This is a genomic window from Glutamicibacter sp. (genome assembly GCF_032154645.1).
Lineage (GTDB): Bacteria > Actinomycetota > Actinomycetes > Actinomycetales > Micrococcaceae > Glutamicibacter.
Window position 1 is genome coordinate 1 of record NZ_JALDXV010000033.1, and the last position, 16,999, is coordinate 16,999.

The window sequence follows — 16,999 nt, forward strand, 5'->3', positions numbered from 1 at the left end:
AAAGAGTTTCAGCGGTGACCACCAGTCAGCAATCCGACGACAGCCAGAAGACCCCTTCGCCGCAGGCCGTAAAGCCTGCCGCCAAGCCGGTCGCAGCCCAGCCCGTCGCACACACCACTCCCCTCGACGAGGCGGCAAAGTTCGCCCGAGTGACCGAGGACGGCCACGTATTCGTCATCATCGACGGCACCGAGCACCCGGTGGGCCAGTACCCAGATGCCAGCGAGCAGGAGGCCTTGGCGTACTTCGCGCGTAAATATGACGACGCCTTCTCCCAGCTGCTGCTGCTTGAGCAGCGCGTTGCAGCCAAGGCTCCGGCCGGCGAGATGGGTAAGAACATCGACGCGCTGGCGGCCTTGGTCACCGAACGCCACATGGTGGGCGACATCGCCCTGCTCGAGTCCCGCCTTGAGACGGTTCGCGCCGCGGCGCAGAACCTTGCGGCAGATCAGCGCAAGGCCAACGAGGCCGCCCGCGCCGAACAGCTGGCGCTGCGCGAGTCGATCGTCGAGCAGGCGGAAGCCATGGCTGCTAAGCGTCCCGAGCAGATCCAGTGGAAGACCGCTTCCGCCGCGATGAACGACCTGTTCGAGAGCTGGAAGAGCACCCAGCGCTCTTCGGTCCGCCTGCCGCGCGCCACCGAAGATGCCCTGTGGAAGCGATTCCGTGCGGCGCGCACCACCTTCGACCGCCATCGCCGCGCCTACTTCTCGCAGCTTGACTCCACCAACGCCGCCGCCAAGGCAGTCAAGGAAGAGCTCATCGCCCGCGCCGAGGCGCTGCAGGAATCGACCGACTGGGCGGCCACCGCCGCCGAGTACCGCAAGCTCATGGACGAGTGGAAGAAGTCCCGTCGTGCATCGCGCAAGGACGACGATCAGCTCTGGGGCCGCTTCCGCGCCGCCCAGGACGTCTTCTTCCAGGCCCGCACCGCGGCGAACGCAAAGATCGACGAAGAGTTCGCGGCAAATCTTCTCGTGAAGGAGGCGTTGCTGGAGGAAGCTCGAGCACTGCTACCGATTCAGGATCTTGCCGCAGCCAAGGCCAAGCTGGATTCGATCCGCGACCGTTGGGAAGCAGCTGGCAAGGTGCCGCGCGGCGACCTGCAGCGCATTGAATCCGCGCTGCGCCAGGTATCGGACGCCGTGAAGGGTGCCGAGGACGAGCAGTGGCGCCGCTCCAATCCGGAGACCAAGGCCCGCTCGAACTCGATGCTCTCGCAGCTGCAGGACACCATTGCTGCGCTGGAAGACGACTTGAAGGCAGCCCAGGCCAAGGGCAATGCCAAGCAGATCGCCGCGGCCCAGGAAGCCTTGGACGCCCGCCGCATGTGGTTGAGCACCCTTGAGAAGTCTGCTGCAGACTTCGAGTAAACAACTTGGAGTAATCCACAGTTCGACAGAACACCGCCAATGCGGCGGCGCTTGCTGGTTCAGTAGCCCTATGGACAAGATTCATACACAGGCTGCGGGACAGCGCGCCGCCGCATTGCGCATTCCAGAGGACTTGTTAATCGCCGGCGAGATGTTCAGCCGCAACGAACTTGGGGCGATGGCCGGTCGTGGCCTGGTCCGAGAGGCCATGGGCAATTGTTTTGTGCCGTCATTTTTCAGCTATGACGTCGCCGCAAGGGCACGGATTGCCGCCTTTGTCTCCGGACGACAGTTGCAGCGTCAAGATGTCATCTGCCGCGAGACGGCCGCATGGGTGCACGGGCTGCTGCCGTTCACCTTTGCACTGTGTATTTCAAGTCCCGGTTACCGTAGGCCCTATAGGCCCGGCAACGGACTGCAGGTCAGCTTCTGCCAGCTCGAACTGGCCAGGGACGACGTCGTGGTCAAACACCGGGTCAAGGTCACCAGCCTGTTGCGCACGGTGTGCGACTGCGCGGCCTTTGACCCGCTGCCCACCGCCACCAGGGTGCTGAGCGAGGTGGTGCGGCTCGGCGACCCCTACCTGCATTTGGATGCAGTGGCACAGCAGTTGCTGGCCTATCCCCCGCAGCCTCCCGTATCTAGGGCACTGCGGCTGGTTGATTCTTTCGCCGAGCCCGGTTTGCGCAGGGAGCAGTACCCCCGAGCCGCCTAGCCGCAAGGTGCTAGCGGCGGCTGCCGGCGGTGGTGCGGTAGACGTCGTACACGCCATCGATCCTGCGCACCTGGTTCAACACGTGATTCAGGAACTTCGGATCGCCCATTTCGAAGGAGAAGCGCGAAATCGCCACGCGCTCCTTGCTGGTCTGCACGGAAGCGGAGAGGATGTTCAGGTGGTTCTCCGACAAAATTCTGGTTACGTCCGAGAGCAGCGACTTGCGGTCCAGCGCTTCTACCTGGATCTCCACGAGGAAGACGCCGTTGTGCTTGGCGGCCCAAGAGACATTGACAATGCGGTCTGCCTGTTCGGCTAGCTGGGCAAGGTTCAGGCAGTCGGTGCGGTGCACAGAAACGCCTGCACCGCGCGTGACGAAGCCCTGAATCTCATCCGGCGGCACCGGGGTGCAGCAGCGCGCCAACTTGACCAGCACGTCGCCGATGCCCTCAACGATGACACCGGCGTCGTTGCCGGTGCGCTGGGTCGGTGCGTTGACCTTGATTTCAGCCTCGTCCGGTTCGACGGCTGGCTCTTCGGGTTCGATCAGCGCGGTGAGATGCTCAATGACGTTCTGTGCGCTGGTATGCCCGTCGCCCACCGACTGGTAGAGCGCCGAGATATCCGAATGGTGCAACTCGCTGGCCACCGCGGCAAGCAAATCGTGGGTCATGAGCTTCTGCAGCGGCAGTTGATTGCGGCGCAGCTCCTTAGTGAGCTGCTCCTTGCCCTTCTCAATCGACTCCTCGCGGCGCTCCTTGGAGAAGTAGCCGCGGATCTTCGCCTTGGCGCGCGGGGACTTGACGAAGTTCTGCCAGTCCTGAGAAGGACCTGCGCCCTCTGCCTTGGAGGTGAAGACCTCCACCACGTCGCCCTGCTTCAGTTCGGTGTGCAGCGGCACCAGCTTGCCGTTGACGCGTGAACCGATGGTGCGGTGGCCGACGTCGGTGTGGATGGAATACGCGAAGTCGACCGGCGTCGCCCCCACCGGCAGGGACATGATGTCGCCCTTCGGGGTGAACACGTAAACTTCGGCGGAGCTGATGGTGTAGCGCAGTCCGTCGAGGAACTCCTCGGAGTCCGTCGCGTCTGCCTGCCATTCCATGAGCGATCGCAGCCAGTCCATGTTCTGCTCCGGGGAGAGCATGGAGTTCGCGTTGGCCCCGTGCTTGTACTGGAAGTGGGCGGCGACGCCGTATTCGGCGCGCACGTGCATGTCATGGGTGCGGATTTGGATCTCTACCGGTTTGCCTTCGGGGCCCATGACGGTGGTGTGCAGGGACTGGTAGAGGTTCAGCTTCGGGATCGCAATGTAGTCCTTGAAGCGGTTGGGCAGCGGGTTCCACTGTGCGTGGACCACGCCCAGCGCACCGTAGCAGTCCTTGACGCTGTCAACCAGGACGCGCACGCCCATCAGGTCGTGGATGTCGTCGAAGTCCTTGCCTCGCACGATCATCTTCTGGTAGATCGAATAGTAGTGCTTGGGGCGACCGGAAACGGTGGCGTTGATGTCCACATCACGCAGGTCCTTGTTCAGGGTTTCGCGCAGGGTTGCCAGGTACTTCTCGCGTTCAGGGGTTCGGTCCCCCACCATGCGGACGATTTCCTGATACACCTTGGGGTGAAGCGCCGCGAAGGACAGGTCTTCAAGTTCCCACTTGACGGTGTTCATGCCCAGACGGTGCGCCAGCGGCGCAAAGATCTCTAGGGTTTCCTTGGCCTTGCGCGAGCTGGACTCCGGGGAGACATAGCGCCAGGTGCGGGCGTTGTGCAGGCGGTCGGCGAGCTTGATCAGCAGTACGCGGATATCGCGCGACATGGCGACGACCATTTTACGTACGGTTTCGGCCGGGGCCGCATCGCCGTAGGTGACCTTGTCCAGCTTGGTGACGCCGTCCACGAGCATGGCGATCTCTTCGGAGAACTCCTTGGTCACCGCCTCGAGCGAGTAGTCGGTGTCTTCCACCGTGTCGTGTAGCAGTGCGGCGGCCAGGATGGATCCCGTCATGCCCATCTCGGCAAGGATCGTCGCCACGGCAACGGGGTGGGTGATGTAGGGGTCGCCGCTCTTGCGCTTCTGGCCCTCATGGTGCTTTTCGGCGACCTCATAGGCGTGGACCAGCAGGTCCAGATCTGCCTTGGGGTGTTTGGATTTAACGGTGCGCAGCAGTGGTTCAAGGGTCGGCGAGGTGCTGGGTGTGCTCCCGCGGCCGGCAAAGCGCACCAAACGTGAGATCGAGCGTCGTTTTGAGTTGTTCAGGTTAGGCGTGTTGGCCATGCCCCGCTCCTTCCACGTTCCACCGTCCAACGACGAACGGCGTCGCACCGGGCAAGGTTATCGCCAGGGCCGACGCCGGTCAGTGCGTTCGGACGGGATGGGTGCCGCCGCGTCAAAATGCCGCAGCTTCAATTTTTACACGTTCTCCAGTTCATTCGTTATAGCACGTGAACGCGGTGTCTACTAATCGACCGGCGTCATTCTTAAGCGAAATCGGCGTCCACCGGCAGATGCGGTGGACGCCGATTTGGCATCGCGGTCAGTGTCGAAGGGCTGCCTAGGAGGCTGCCATTTCCAACTTCTTGGTGTGTGCGACGATTTCCGGCTCGTTGCGGCGCAGCCATGCGTACAGCGGAGCTGCGACGAACAGGGTGGACAGCGCGGAGACGATGATGCCGATGAACAACGCCAGCGACAGGTCCTTGAGGGTGCCTGCACCAAGCATGTACGAGCCGATGAACAGAATCGACGCGACTGGCAGCAGGGCCACGATCGAGGTGTTGATCGAACGGACCAGGGTCTGGTTCACCGCGAGGTTCACCTGCTGTTCAAAGGTCCGGTCATGACCGCGGGCAAAGTCCTTCGTGTTCTCCCTGACCTTGTCGAAGACCACCACCGTGTCATACAGCGAGTAGCTCAAAATCGTCAGGAAGCCGATGATCGCCGATGGGGTGATCTCGAAGCCCGAGAGTGAGTAGATACCGGCGGTGATGATAATGACCACGAACAGGCCGATGATCGCCGCCAGGGACATCTTCCACGTTCGGAAGTAGATCGCCATCAGCAGTCCCACCAGCAGCACGAAGACCAGCAGACCCACCAGGGCCTGACGGGAAACGTCCTGGCCCCAGGTAGGGCCGATGAAGTTGCTGGTCACCTCGTCGGCGCTGACGCCGTAGCTTTCGGACAGCGACTTCGCGATGGCCAGGGTCTGGTCGTCGGAGAGGCGCTCGGTCTGGATCCGCATGGTTCCGGGGGCAATGTTGGTCACCGTGACATGAGCGTCCGGAGCGACTTCCTTGACTGCGTCTTCTCCGCTGGAAGTGTCGGTGTGCGTGGTGTTGGACACCACGAACTCCGAGCCGCCGCGGAAATCGATGCCCAGGTTGAAGCCGCCCTTGACGACAGGAACCAGGATCGAGAGCACTACCAGCACGCCGGCGATGGCGAACCACAGCCGGTGCTTGCCGGTGAACGGGTAGGAGCGTTTGCCCGTGTAGAGCTCGTTGCCCCACTGCGCAAGCTTATTCATTGCTCTCCTTTGATGCCGAGTCCTTCACTGCGTCAGGCTTTGCAGCTGAGGCCTGGGCTTCTGCTCGTCGACGTTCGGCGATGGTCATGCGCTTTGCGGCTTCCGCGCTGGCCTTCTGGTTCTTCTTGCCGCGGTTTGCTTCAGCGTTCTCGTTGAAGTGGCGGACCTTGCCGGCACCGCGGTACAGCGGCACGGCACCGAGCAGCGACGGGTCAAGCCCGGAGAAGCGGTGTCCGTCGGCGAAGAACTTGGTGCGCGAAAGCAGCACGAGCATCGGATGGGTCAGACCGTAGACGACGATCAAGTCGATGATGGCTGTCAGGCCCAGGGTGAACGCGAAGCCTCGGACGTTGCCGACCGCGACGATGTACAGAACCACCGCCGCCAGCAGGTTCACTGCCTTCGAGGCAAGAATGGTCCGCTTGGCGCGCCCCCAGCCCACATCGATGGCGCTTGCCAGTGGTCGACCGTCGCGCAGCTCGTCGCGGACACGTTCGAAGTACACGATGAACGAGTCGGCAATCAGACCGATGGCGACGATCAGACCAGCCACGCCCGCCAATGACAAGCGGTAGTTCATGCCCCATCCCAGCAACACCAGCGCAAGGTAGGTGAGATAGCCGGAAACGATCAGCGAAGCGATGGTCACGAAGCCGAGCGCACGGTACTGGAAGATCGAGTAGATGAAGACCAGGACCAGACCGATAATGCCTGCGATCAGACCAGCCTTGAGCTGGTCCGCACCGAGGGTCGCAGAGACCTGCTGTTCGGACTGGATCTCAAAGCTGATCGGCAGTGCGCCGTACTTCAGCTGCTCCGCCAGCGCCTGTGCGGTCTCCTGGGTGAAGCCGCCGGAGATCTGCGGGCGTCCGTCGGCAATCACCGCATTGGTGGTTGGAGCGGAAATGGTCTTTCCATCAAGGACGATGGCGAACTGGTTGCGCGAACCCTGCAGCGAGATCAATCGCTGGGTGGTGTCCGCGAAGGTCTTGGTGCCGTCTGGGTTGAATTCGATGACGACGACCCAGTCGCCGGTGACCGATCCGTTGACGCCGCGAGCCAGCTGCGCGTAGGCGTTGCTGATCTGGTCGCCTGGGATCTCCTGTGGGCCGAGGATGTACTTGGCCTGCGCACGTTCGTCGCAGGAAATCATCGGCTTGGCTGGATCGTGGGTGGTCTCAGAAGTGTTGTTCTCTTCTGCAGCGCAGTCGTAAGCCTCGAACTCTTTGTACAGCTCGGGGGTGATCCAGTTGGTGTCTGAAGCGTTCTCCGGTTCACCGGTTGGCTTAGGCAGGTCCTTTTCAGGGGTGCGCTGATCCTCGGGCACCGCATTGTATGGGCCGGCGATCAAGACCGGACGGAATTCCATATTTGCGGAGGCCTGGATCAGGTCGCGGGTTTCCTGGGAAGGAACGCCCGGCATCGAAACCACAACGTTGCGGCCCGACTGGGTGGTGATTTCCGATTCGGTAACACCTGCACCGTCAACGCGCTGGCGGATGATCTCCACCGCCTGGTCGAGCTGCTCCTGCGTAATCGCTTCATTGCCCTGAACGCGCGGTGCCAGAATCATCTGGGTACCGCCTTCAAGGTCGAGCGCAAGCTTCGGGGCAAATGTAGTTTTGCCTGTCACTACACCGCCGACCAACACGCCTGTAGCGACAATGATGACCACGAGCAGCCACAGCAACGCTTTGCGTGCCTGCTTTACAGGTCTGATTGATGACATCTAATGTGCTCTCTCGTCTGGGCGGTCCACGGTGGCGGCCGCCGCAATTCTGCCTTGGTTAGGCGTTGCGCTCGTCCTTGCCTTCGTCGTTCAGGCGACGAAGAGTCTCTTCAGCAGTTTCACCGGCTGGGGTTTCGGTGGCTGGAGCGGCAGTGGTGGTGGCGTCGTCGGCGGCAGGTGCAACTGCCGGGGCTGCATCATTGTCCAGGAAGGTGGAGATGGCCTGGCGGTGCAGGGTGAGTACTACGCCGTTGGCGACCTCTACCTGAACGCGATCTTCCCCATCGATGCCGATGATGGTGCCGAAGATGCCCGAATTGGTCATCACCTTGGCGCCTGGAACGGTGTTGGTCTTCAACTTCTCCTGCTGCGCAGCCTGCTTCTTGCGGCCGCGGAACATCATGAGGATGAGCACTGCGAAGAGCGCAACCATCAGAATCAGAGAAGGGTTGAAGCCACCGCCGGCGGCCTGTGCGATCACGGGGAAGTTCACGTATTTACCTGCTAACAATTGTTGCGAATGCCTAAAATTTCAGATGCTACCCACGATTAACGTGTGTGAATGTAGCAAAGACGCTTGAACTTCAACCGTTGAAGGGTAGAAGTCAAGCGTCTTTAGTCTAATGGCTATGCGTGCACAGGCGAACTATTTCTGAAATGTCTGAAGGATTGCTTTCCTAATCCTCATCGTTTTCATAGCTTTGTGCACTGGCAAAGATTGCGTCTTTGGGCATCGCTAGGCCCAGGTGCTGCCATGCGCTCGGCATCGCGATGCGGCCGCGGGGTGTTCTGCCCATCAGACCCTCGCGCACCAGGTACGGTTCCGCGACGGTCTCAACGGTCTCGGTTTCTTCGCCGACCGCAATGGCCAGGGTGGACAGTCCCACCGGTCCCCCGCCGAACTTCAGGCACAGCGCCTCAAGGACCGAACGGTCAAGACGGTCAAGTCCGCGCGCGTCAACCTCGTACATGTCCAGTGCCGCGGCAGCAGACTCCGCATCGATCTCTTCCAGCTTGTGCACCAGTGCCCAGTCGCGTACACGGCGCAGCAGCCGGTTGGCGATACGCGGAGTGCCGCGCGAACGTCCCGCAATTTCGGTGAAGGCCGCGGAGGTGACGCGAAGATCGAGCATCATGGCCGAACGGCGCAGGACCAGCTCAAGTTCTTGGACCGTGTAGAACTCAAGGTGTCCGGTGAAGCCAAAGCGGTCGCGCAACGGGCCCGGTAGCAAACCCGCGCGGGTCGTGGCACCGACGAGCGTAAATGGCGGCAGGTCCAAGGGAATGGCGGTGGCGCCGGCGCCCTTGCCAACGACGATGTCTACACGGAAGTCCTCCATGGCCATGTAAAGCATTTCCTCCGCAGGGCGGGACATGCGATGGATTTCATCAAGGAACAGGACTTCGCCTTCGGTCAGCGAGGACAAGATGGCAGCCAAGTCGCCCGCGTGCTGGATGGCTGGGCCCGAGGAAATGCGCAGCGGCGCATTCATCTCTGCCGCGATGATCATCGACAAGGTGGTTTTGCCCAGGCCCGGAGGCCCGGAGAGCAAGACGTGGTCCGCGCTGCGCTCACGGATCTTCGCAGCCTCCAGCACCAGGCCCAGCTGCTGGCGTACCCTTGCCTGGCCGACGAAGTCATCGAGGTTTCGAGGCCGCAGCGCAGCTTCCAGCGCGCGTTCTTCGGGCTCGCTGCCTGCGTGGGTCAGTTTGGTGGAATCAGACACGATGAAATCCTATCGGGCGCGGTTTGCGCTGGACATACTGCGCAGCGCGGCACGCAAAATGTCTGCAACATTGCCGGTGGCAACTACATCAGGTTCGGCCTTAGCCAGCGCCTTGATGGTCGAGGTAGCATCCTTCTCGCTCCAGCCCAGGCCCGTCAACGCTTCGATCACCTGGGGTTCCCAAACGGAAGGTGCATCTGTGGCCGTCGTGGCGCTCGGCGCTCCCGTCGGAACGAGTTTGCCGTTTAGTTCCAGAACGATTCGGCTTGCGCCCTTGGGGCCGATTCCGGAGACCTTGGTGAAGGCAGCAGTGTCCTTGGTATTTGCGGCGATGCGCACTTCTTCCGGGGTGTGTACCGCCAGAATTGCCAAGCCGGTGCGGGGGCCGATTCCGGAGACGCTAATTAGTACCTCGAATACGTCTCGTTCGTCGACGCTGGCAAATCCAAAGAGCGTCATCGAGTCCTCGCGGACGACCATTGAGGTGTAAACGGTGGCTTCTCGTCCTTCGAAGAGATGCGACAGTGTCGCAGGTGTGGCGTTGACGAGCATGCCGAATCCGTTGACGTTGATGACTGCGGTGTTCAATGACACCGCTTGGACGATGCCGGTCAATGAGCTGATCATGACACTCCTTGGGAAATATGTTCGATCACGATCAGTCTATCGAAGATAACTACGAATTTCGACGAACCCAACCCAGCGGAAGACGTTAGCGTCGTGCGGCCTTGTGTTTGGCCGATGCTTCGGCGGCAATCCATGCCTGCTGCGCCGCGGTGAGCTGCTTTGATCCGCCGGCCGTGCTTGCCGAGGCGGACGCATTGGAGCCTGCCGCTGCACCACGCCAAGCGTGGGCGATGGCCAGTGCTACGGCATCGGCGGCATCGGCCGGTTTGGGTGGTTCATCGAGTCGGCAGATCTTTGCCACCATTTTGCCGATGGCGTTCTTGGTTGCTTGGCCCGAACCGGTGACTGCCGCCTTGACTTCGGTGGGTGTATGCAGGGCTACGGGGATACCCCGGCGTGCGGCTGCGGTGATGACAATGCCGGTCACCTGAGCAGTGCCAATGACAGTTGAAACATTGACCTGCGCGAAGACTCGTTCCAGGGCAAGGACATCTGGCTGATGCTGGTCAAGCCAAGCATCAATGGCGTTGGCGATGGTCAACAGTCGGGCGTCCAGCGGGGTTCCCGGCGGAGTTCCCGCGACTGTGACATCGACCAGTGTTACTTGTCGGTTTGCGGCAACGTCGACCACAGCAAGACCGCAACGGGTCAAGCCGGGGTCGACGCCCACGACACGAAGGGACAAACCCTTAGTTCTCCTCTTCCAAGGCTGCCATTACCTCTTCGGAGAGGTCAGCGTTGGTGTAGACGTTCTGCACATCGTCGAGTTCTTCCAGCGCATCAAAGAGCTTGAGGAACTTGCGAGCACCGTCGACGTCCAGATCAACCTTCATCGAAGGCAGGAATTCCATTTCATCGGATTCGTAGGAGATCTCAGCCTCGTCGAGTGCACTGGCCACCGCACGCAGATCGGTTGGCTCGCAAACGATGGCGAAGTTATCGCCCTCGTCCAGGATTTCGTCTGCACCGGCGTCAAGTACAACCATCAGCAGATCGTCTTCGGTCAGCTCGCCCTTCGGCAGGCGGACGACGCCCTGGCGGTTGAACAGGTAGCTCACGGAACCTGGGTCCGCCACCGAGCCACCGTTGCGTGTGATGCCGACGCGGACCTCGGATGCTGCGCGGTTCTTATTATCGGTCAAGCACTCAATCAGCAGTGCAGAACCCTGAGGGCCGCGTGCTTCGTAAATGATCTCGGTGTAATCAACAACTTCGCCGGTAAGGCCGGCGCCGCGCTTAATGGCGCGATCGATGTTGTTAACTGGAACAGAGTTCTTCTTTGCCTTGCTGACTGCAAGTTCAAGTGCCGGGTTGCCTGAAAGGTCTGCGCCGCCAGCGCGAGCAGCTACTTCGATACCCTTGATGAATTTCGCGAAGGCCTTGGCGCGCTTGGCGTCGATGGCTGCCTTCTTGTGCTTAGTTGTTGCCCATTTGGAGTGGCCTGACATGCTTTAAGCGTCTCCTCGCGTGATATTGATGAAGAATTCGTGGATCGCAGCGTTTCCGGAGACCTCCGGATGAAAACTGGTTGCCAGCAAATTTCCTTGGCGTACTGCAACAATTCTACCTTGTGCATTGCCGTCTACGCCGGGTACCCTGCTGATCACTTCCACCTGTGGGCCGACTTCAATGGCTTCAGGAGCTCGAATGAAGACCGCTTCGAGGTTTACCCCGTTGAAGTCCAAATGGTTCTCGAAAGAATCCACCTGGCGCCCGAAGGCGTTGCGGCGAACAGTCATATCGATGCCGCCGAAGGTCTGCTGTACAGCGCCATCACGGGCAACTGCAGGGTTTTCGAGGCGGTCTGCGAGCATGATCATTCCCGCGCATGAACCATAGGTCGGCATACCTGAAGCGATGCGTTCCTTGATTGGATTTGCCAGTCCGTAGTTGCGAGATAGTCGGTCAATCACTGACGACTCGCCGCCAGGAATGATCAGCGCGTCGACTCTAGATAATTCTTCTTGGGTGCGCACGGCAATGGCCACTTCACCTAGTTCGCTCAGCGAAGCCAAATGCTCGCGGAAATCCCCCTGCAGGGCCAGGACGCCAAAGAGCGACATTCTTCTACCTTCACTATCGTTTCCAGCTCCGATTCAACTTAAGCCAACAAGCTCTATGTCTCCCCCGGAGGGCGCTCTGACTATCCACGAAGCGCCGGATCAACGTTATTCTGGCGCAGAAGTTCAACAAGGTTTTGTTACCCGGTGTGTCGCAAACATTTGCTTCGGAATTGGACGTTCCAACTGCGAGATGAACTTTAGAGTCTCTAGGTCTACGAATCATTTTCCAAACCAAGCATCGCTTCGTTTCTTACTTATCCACAGATTCGTTAAAACCTCTGCCATTTATCTGTCGTCGGGCATAGGATGACGCAAACGACGACTTCCCCACTCATGACGGAGAGTTCAAATGAACGCTGGGAAATTTGTAACCGTCGCGTTAGTAGCGACCTGCGCGTTCGCCTTGGCTGCGTGTGATTCTGGGTCTTCCGAAACGAAACCTTCTCCGCCGATCAATAGCTCCACTATTCCGCCCTCAGGAACTTCGCCTGCTCCCTTTCCCGAACGCTCGATGGGAAATGAAGGGCAAAAGTACCGACCCGCTAGTGAAAAGGGACCCGCGGAGAATGTCCCTCTGCCAGAATTCTCTGACAAAGCTAAAGTGAATTCACCAGACGGAGCAAAAGCTTTTATAGAATACTACGCCGAGTTAATCAATTACGTGGCCGAGACCAACGATACACAAGAGATCAAGAAATATACATCGAGAAATTGTAAAGAATGTGCTGTTTCAATCATTGACCCCGCGGATTACAGTAAATCCATTGATGAGTGGGTGGTAGGCGGTGAGTATGAATTCCACATAATTGACACCTATCAGCCCAAAAAGTCCAATGCGATCATCACAACAATCTTCACTTCGAAACCATTTAAGACGTATCAGGACCCAGGAAAGGTTATAGGCGAGTACTCTGAAGTTTCAGAAACTTACGGAACTTTTCAGGTGGAATTCAAGAATGGTTGGAAAGTTGTGGAGTTTCTGGTCGAGGACAATCAATCGTGATTACTTTTCGAGCATTTACTCTAATTGCCTTGTCGCTGACATTGACAAGTGTTTCGTTGAACCAATATTCAGTTCATCCGGCTATCGAAAGAGTGTGTTCTGAACGAAAGACCTCCGGGCATCGATCAGTAAACATCGCTTGGACACTTTGCGCGCAAAACAACAGAAAGAATCCAAAATCATTTCTGGTATCTGATAAGAAGTCTGAGAAAGTAGAAAAGAAACAGGAAGTTCGAATCCGAGACTTCGATACATGCCAAACCGGACTTGAAAAATTTATGGGATGCCAATCTAATCCAGATATAAAGCCCTGCAAGGATAATTCATTTCCGATCGTTCGACAAATCATAAGAACACAGGACAGTAAAGTACTCAGTTCGTTATCGATGTGCCCCGAAGACCCGAAAATTGAATTGCCAAAGGATTCTGAAATCGTTGAGGTAATCAAAATTAGTAATGAACAATTTAGAACTTTTCCTCTGAAGCCTTCGAAAGTTAACAGTGACCCATCAAATTTTTCTCTTCGAAACGGGTTCACGCATTTTTGGGCAGCTACGAGGACACAAAACTTTAATGTCAATATAGCTTCTGCAAAAGTCGCTATACGCGCTATACCTGTTCAATGGATTTGGAATTATGGAGACGGTACGAATCGAAGATTCGATTTTCCAGGCGAGGCAGTACCGAACCATACCTTGCATGATGAAACATCTACTAGTCATGTCTATGAAGAAACTGGCAAATTCAAAGTCGTAGTAACGACACTTTATCGTGGAGAATTTAGCGTCGATGGTGGCCCATGGGAAAGGATTCCCGGACAAGCTTCGGTACCGAGCGATCCAGTCGTTATGGATGTATGGCGGACGAAGAAGGAACTCATTGCCACCGACTGAACGTTTTCTAAGGCAGCTTCCATCCTGTTAGGCCGTCGTCGAATGCTCCATAGGCATCAACCGTAGTTTCTGTGCGTTTTAAAGAGGCTTTGGCATCGGCAGGCGGCACGCACGTCTTGGAAGTAGCGACTTCACACCAAGTTACTGGTTCCTTGCTCAGCTGATGCGGCACGTACTGCAGTTTTGAAACGGACCATCCTTGATCATCTTTGCTGAAGGTAGCCTTTACGCCGATACCTTCACGATTCAGGATAGTGGGGGTGGCGTGTTTTGCTACTGAGTTCCCAAGTCCATAAACGATCCACTTTCCCTTGTACTTCTCTATAGGCAAGACCGAATGCGTGTGGTGCATGTAAATGAAGTCGAAGGCGCCAGAATCAGCCAGTGCATGGCCGAGCTTCCGCTGAGCAGCGGTTGGTCTCGTAGAATACTCTGAACCATCATGAATTGCAGCAACTACGATGTCGGCGCCTGACTTCCGTGCCTTCTTTGCCCGCTGAATGAGCCGATCTGCGTTCACCCCTGTATCAACGCGCCAATCAGCATCGGCTTTCATGCCGTTCAGCGAGTAGGTACTAGCTATCACACCGAGTTCAACGCCATGTGATTCTAGGATTGGAGGCCTTTGTTGATCAGCTTTACTCCGATAGCTACCAGTAGTGAATAGGTCGCTGTTCTGCAATGCATCCAGGGTCCGCACAACACCATCAGTTCCGTCATCCATGGAGTGGTTTGAAGCAGTTGTGCAGCCGTCATAGCCGATTTCCTCAAGGTCACTGGCGATTTGCGCTGGAACGGTAAATACCGGGTATCCGGAGTATGGTGGCTCACCGATCGGAGTTTCCATGTTGCAAAGAGCTACATCTGCATCTTGCACGTAAGGTTTCAGACCTTTTAGCAACGGCTGAAAGTCGAAGTCTTTCCCATTTCCGTCGGCTTCTTGCGCCGCCTTGGAAGCTTCGTCGAGTAGCTGAGGATGCAACAGGACATCTCCGGTAACCATAAGCGAGAATTCGGAGTCGTCTGCTACCTTCCCACTAGCTGGGGGCTCGCCGTTAGCCTCAGGTGTTGATTCTTGGGATGAAGCCGATGCCGTAGTTGATACCGGTTCTGGCGCCGGCACAGTTCCTGCGCTGCATCCAGCCAAAAACGTGGAGGGCAATAGTACAGCGGCAACTACAACCGTAATACGTGACAAGCGGCGATGAGTCATAGCTCCAACCCTACAGTTCTTGATTAGTGGTTCGCCGACGGCGAGACGTCCTCCTAAATGCAAGATAGCTCACGTTGGTTATGGGAACCTTGTCACATGTCGAACCCGTTGTTTACGCCCAGCGCCAAGCCATATCAATGGCCGGCTTTTGATCAACTCACCGCAGAGAATTACCTGTCAGCAGCCAGACAAGGAGCAGCCGATCAATTGCTGGAGATCGAATCGATCACCAGTAACAACGAATCTCCAACCTTTGAAAATTCGTTCTTGGCACTGGAAGCATCCGGACAACTGCTGCGTCGTGCGCTCATGACGTATTTCTCCGTTCTATCCGCGCATGGCACTGAGGACCTGCACGAGATTCAGAGCGAAATGTCCGCCATCATGACCCGGCAAGAAGACGCGATCCACCTAAATGAAACCTTGTACTCCCGTTTACAAGGCGTTAAAGTTTCCAATTTGACCGGCGAAGATGCCAGGTTAGCCGAGCAAGTACTCAACACCTTTGAACTTGCCGGTGCCGCGCTAGACGCCAATGCCAAGGGGCGACTTTCAACTCTCAACGAAGAGCTCTCATATCTCTCAAGCCAGTTCTCCAATAAGGCTTTGGAGAATCAGAATGCCCATGCTGCCTACTTCGAAGACGCCGCCGAACTCGAAGGCTTGGATGACGCTGCCGTGGCGTCAGCGGCCAGGGCGGCATTAGATGCAGGACATTCATCAGGATTCCTATTGCCACTGGTATCCCCAACGCAGCAGCCGGTGCTGTCGCAACTGGCTCGCAGCGAGTCCCGCCGAAAGGTCTATGAAGCCTCCATTACCCGAGGTCTGGATTCGACCGTGGCAATAGCGTCAAAGATGGCAGCACTACGTGCCGAACGTGCCAAGGTACTGGGATTTGCGAATCACGCCGAGTCAGTACTTGCAGATGCTACCGCACCGAATATCCGTGCGGTTGCCGATCGCTTGGAAGAACTGACGACCCCTGCCGTACGCAATGCGTTGGGAGAGGCTGAAACGCTGCGCCAAATCGCCGGGGCTCCGATCAATCCATGGGACTGGCAGTACTATTCCCAAAAGGTCTTGCGTGAGAAGTTCGCAGTTGATTCGGCGGCAGTCCGTGAGTACTTCGAGCTGGAAAGCGTTCTGCTCAACGGCGTCTTCGCCACTGCCACCAAGCTCTACGGCATCACTTTCGAAGAGCGCTTCGACCTCCCGACCTACCATCCAGAGGTACGTGTCTGGGAGGTATTCGATGCGGACGGTTCGCCGATGGCGCTGTTTACCGGCGATTACCTCGCGCGCCCCACAAAAAAGGGCGGGGCATGGATGACCTCACTGCGTGACGGATCCTCCTTCTTAAATGAACGGCCAATCGTTACGAACACGCTCAACATCGCTGCCCCTGCCCCGGGTCAGCCCATTCTGCTGACCCTCGACGAAACCAACACCGTATTCCACGAGTTTGGACACGCGTTGCACGGTATGTTCGCCAATGGAAAGTATGCGTCCCTAGCAGGCACCTCGGTCCCCCGCGATTTTGTGGAGTTCCCGTCTCAGGTCAACGAAATGTGGGCGCTGCATGAAGATGTCGTCCCGGCATATGCAAAGCACTATCAGACCGGTGAACCATTGGATCCGAAGATCCTGGACAACATCCGTGATGCAGAGCTGTGGGGCCAGGGCTTTGCCACCACCGAGTATCTAGCCGCCAGTGTGCTCGATTGGGCGTGGCATACCCTGGAACCAGGCACGGAAATTGCGGACCCCGAAGCGTTCGAGGAGCAGGTACTCGTGCAGGCTGGTTTTGACCCGCAGCTGATTGCGCCGCGCTATCGAACCGGATATTTCCAGCATATTTTCGCCAACGGATACTCCGCTGGCTACTACTCTTACATCTGGAGCGAGGTGCTGGATGCCGACACTGTGCAGTGGTTCGCCGAAAACGGGGGTCTTATGCGGGAAAATGGTATTCAGTTCCGTCAGGAGCTGCTCTCGCGCGGCAATACGCGCGACCCTTTGGAGTCCTACAAGATATTCCGCGGCCGCACCGCAGAGGTTGAGCCTCTATTGCGCCGTCGAGGATTGGTGAACGCAGAATAATGACGACGATTGCCTCCGCACAG

Annotated in this window: 15 protein-coding genes; 5 read left to right on the forward strand and 10 right to left on the reverse strand. The window is 57.8% G+C overall.

Features of this window, described 5'->3' with window-relative positions:
• Both RUH64_RS16615 and RUH64_RS16620 read left to right on the forward strand, forming a co-directional pair.
• Window positions 1-1,373 (forward strand): DUF349 domain-containing protein (locus RUH64_RS16615; protein WP_313814886.1); only part of this gene is annotated, 1,373 nt, incomplete at its 5' end.
• A gap of 70 nt (window positions 1,374-1,443) precedes the next feature.
• Window positions 1,444-2,088 (forward strand): hypothetical protein, encoded by a 645-nt coding sequence (locus RUH64_RS16620; RefSeq protein WP_313814887.1) that lies wholly within the window; start codon window positions 1,444-1,446, stop codon window positions 2,086-2,088.
• A gap of 10 nt (window positions 2,089-2,098) precedes the next feature.
• Here RUH64_RS16620 and RUH64_RS16625 read toward each other — a convergent pair whose 3' ends face one another.
• The 9 genes from RUH64_RS16625 to pdxT all read right to left on the reverse strand — a co-directional run bounded on the left by RUH64_RS16625 (window position 2,099) and on the right by pdxT (window position 11,764).
• Window positions 2,099-4,366: a bifunctional (p)ppGpp synthetase/guanosine-3',5'-bis(diphosphate) 3'-pyrophosphohydrolase gene (locus tag RUH64_RS16625; protein ID WP_313814888.1), complete on the reverse strand. Its 2,268-nt coding sequence runs from the start codon at window positions 4,364-4,366 to the stop codon at window positions 2,099-2,101.
• 277 nt (window positions 4,367-4,643) lie between these two features.
• Complete coding sequence (gene secF / locus RUH64_RS16630) at window positions 4,644-5,618, reverse strand: protein translocase subunit SecF (RefSeq protein ID WP_313814889.1); 975 nt, start codon at window positions 5,616-5,618, stop codon at window positions 4,644-4,646.
• Window positions 5,611-7,347, reverse strand: a complete 1,737-nt coding sequence (secD, locus tag RUH64_RS16635; RefSeq protein ID WP_313814890.1) for a protein translocase subunit SecD — start codon at window positions 7,345-7,347, stop codon at window positions 5,611-5,613. The genes secF and secD overlap by 8 nt, the downstream gene beginning before the upstream one ends.
• 58 nt (window positions 7,348-7,405) lie before the next feature.
• Entirely contained in the window at window positions 7,406-7,840 is a 435-nt protein-coding gene (gene yajC, locus RUH64_RS16640; protein ID WP_313814891.1) for a preprotein translocase subunit YajC, read from the reverse strand.
• Between the two features lie 184 nt (window positions 7,841-8,024).
• Window positions 8,025-9,074, reverse strand: a complete 1,050-nt coding sequence (gene ruvB, locus RUH64_RS16645; protein WP_313814892.1) for a Holliday junction branch migration DNA helicase RuvB — start codon at window positions 9,072-9,074, stop codon at window positions 8,025-8,027.
• Between the two features lie 9 nt (window positions 9,075-9,083).
• Window positions 9,084-9,701: a Holliday junction branch migration protein RuvA gene (ruvA, locus tag RUH64_RS16650; protein WP_313814893.1), complete on the reverse strand. Its 618-nt coding sequence runs from the start codon at window positions 9,699-9,701 to the stop codon at window positions 9,084-9,086.
• An 85-nt stretch (window positions 9,702-9,786) separates the two neighbouring features.
• Window positions 9,787-10,386 (reverse strand): crossover junction endodeoxyribonuclease RuvC, encoded by a 600-nt coding sequence (gene ruvC / locus RUH64_RS16655; protein ID WP_313814894.1) that lies wholly within the window; start codon window positions 10,384-10,386, stop codon window positions 9,787-9,789.
• A 4-nt stretch (window positions 10,387-10,390) separates the two neighbouring features.
• Window positions 10,391-11,149, reverse strand: coding sequence for a YebC/PmpR family DNA-binding transcriptional regulator (locus RUH64_RS16660; protein WP_313814895.1), 759 nt, complete (start codon window positions 11,147-11,149; stop codon window positions 10,391-10,393).
• Between the two features lie 3 nt (window positions 11,150-11,152).
• Window positions 11,153-11,764 carry a pyridoxal 5'-phosphate synthase glutaminase subunit PdxT gene (gene pdxT, locus RUH64_RS16665; RefSeq protein WP_313814896.1) on the reverse strand — a complete coding sequence of 204 codons (612 nt, stop codon included), beginning with the start codon at window positions 11,762-11,764 and terminating at the stop codon, window positions 11,153-11,155.
• 349 nt (window positions 11,765-12,113) lie between these two features.
• Here pdxT and RUH64_RS16670 point away from each other — a divergent pair, with 349 nt between their 5' ends.
• The gene (locus RUH64_RS16670) at window positions 12,114-12,767 is read left to right on the forward strand and encodes a DUF6318 family protein (protein WP_313814898.1); all 654 of its coding nucleotides are present in this window, start codon (window positions 12,114-12,116) and stop codon (window positions 12,765-12,767) included.
• Window positions 12,764-13,660, forward strand: coding sequence for a hypothetical protein (locus RUH64_RS16675; protein ID WP_313814900.1), 897 nt, complete (start codon window positions 12,764-12,766; stop codon window positions 13,658-13,660). The genes RUH64_RS16670 and RUH64_RS16675 overlap by 4 nt, the downstream gene beginning before the upstream one ends.
• A 7-nt stretch (window positions 13,661-13,667) precedes the next feature.
• Here RUH64_RS16675 and RUH64_RS16680 read toward each other — a convergent pair whose 3' ends face one another.
• The gene (locus RUH64_RS16680) at window positions 13,668-14,873 is read right to left on the reverse strand and encodes a CapA family protein (protein WP_313814902.1); all 1,206 of its coding nucleotides are present in this window, start codon (window positions 14,871-14,873) and stop codon (window positions 13,668-13,670) included.
• Between the two features lie 96 nt (window positions 14,874-14,969).
• Between RUH64_RS16680 and RUH64_RS16685 the strand changes: the two genes are divergently transcribed.
• The gene (locus RUH64_RS16685) at window positions 14,970-16,976 is read left to right on the forward strand and encodes a M3 family metallopeptidase (protein ID WP_313814904.1); all 2,007 of its coding nucleotides are present in this window, start codon (window positions 14,970-14,972) and stop codon (window positions 16,974-16,976) included.
• Window positions 16,977-16,999 lie beyond the last annotated feature (23 nt).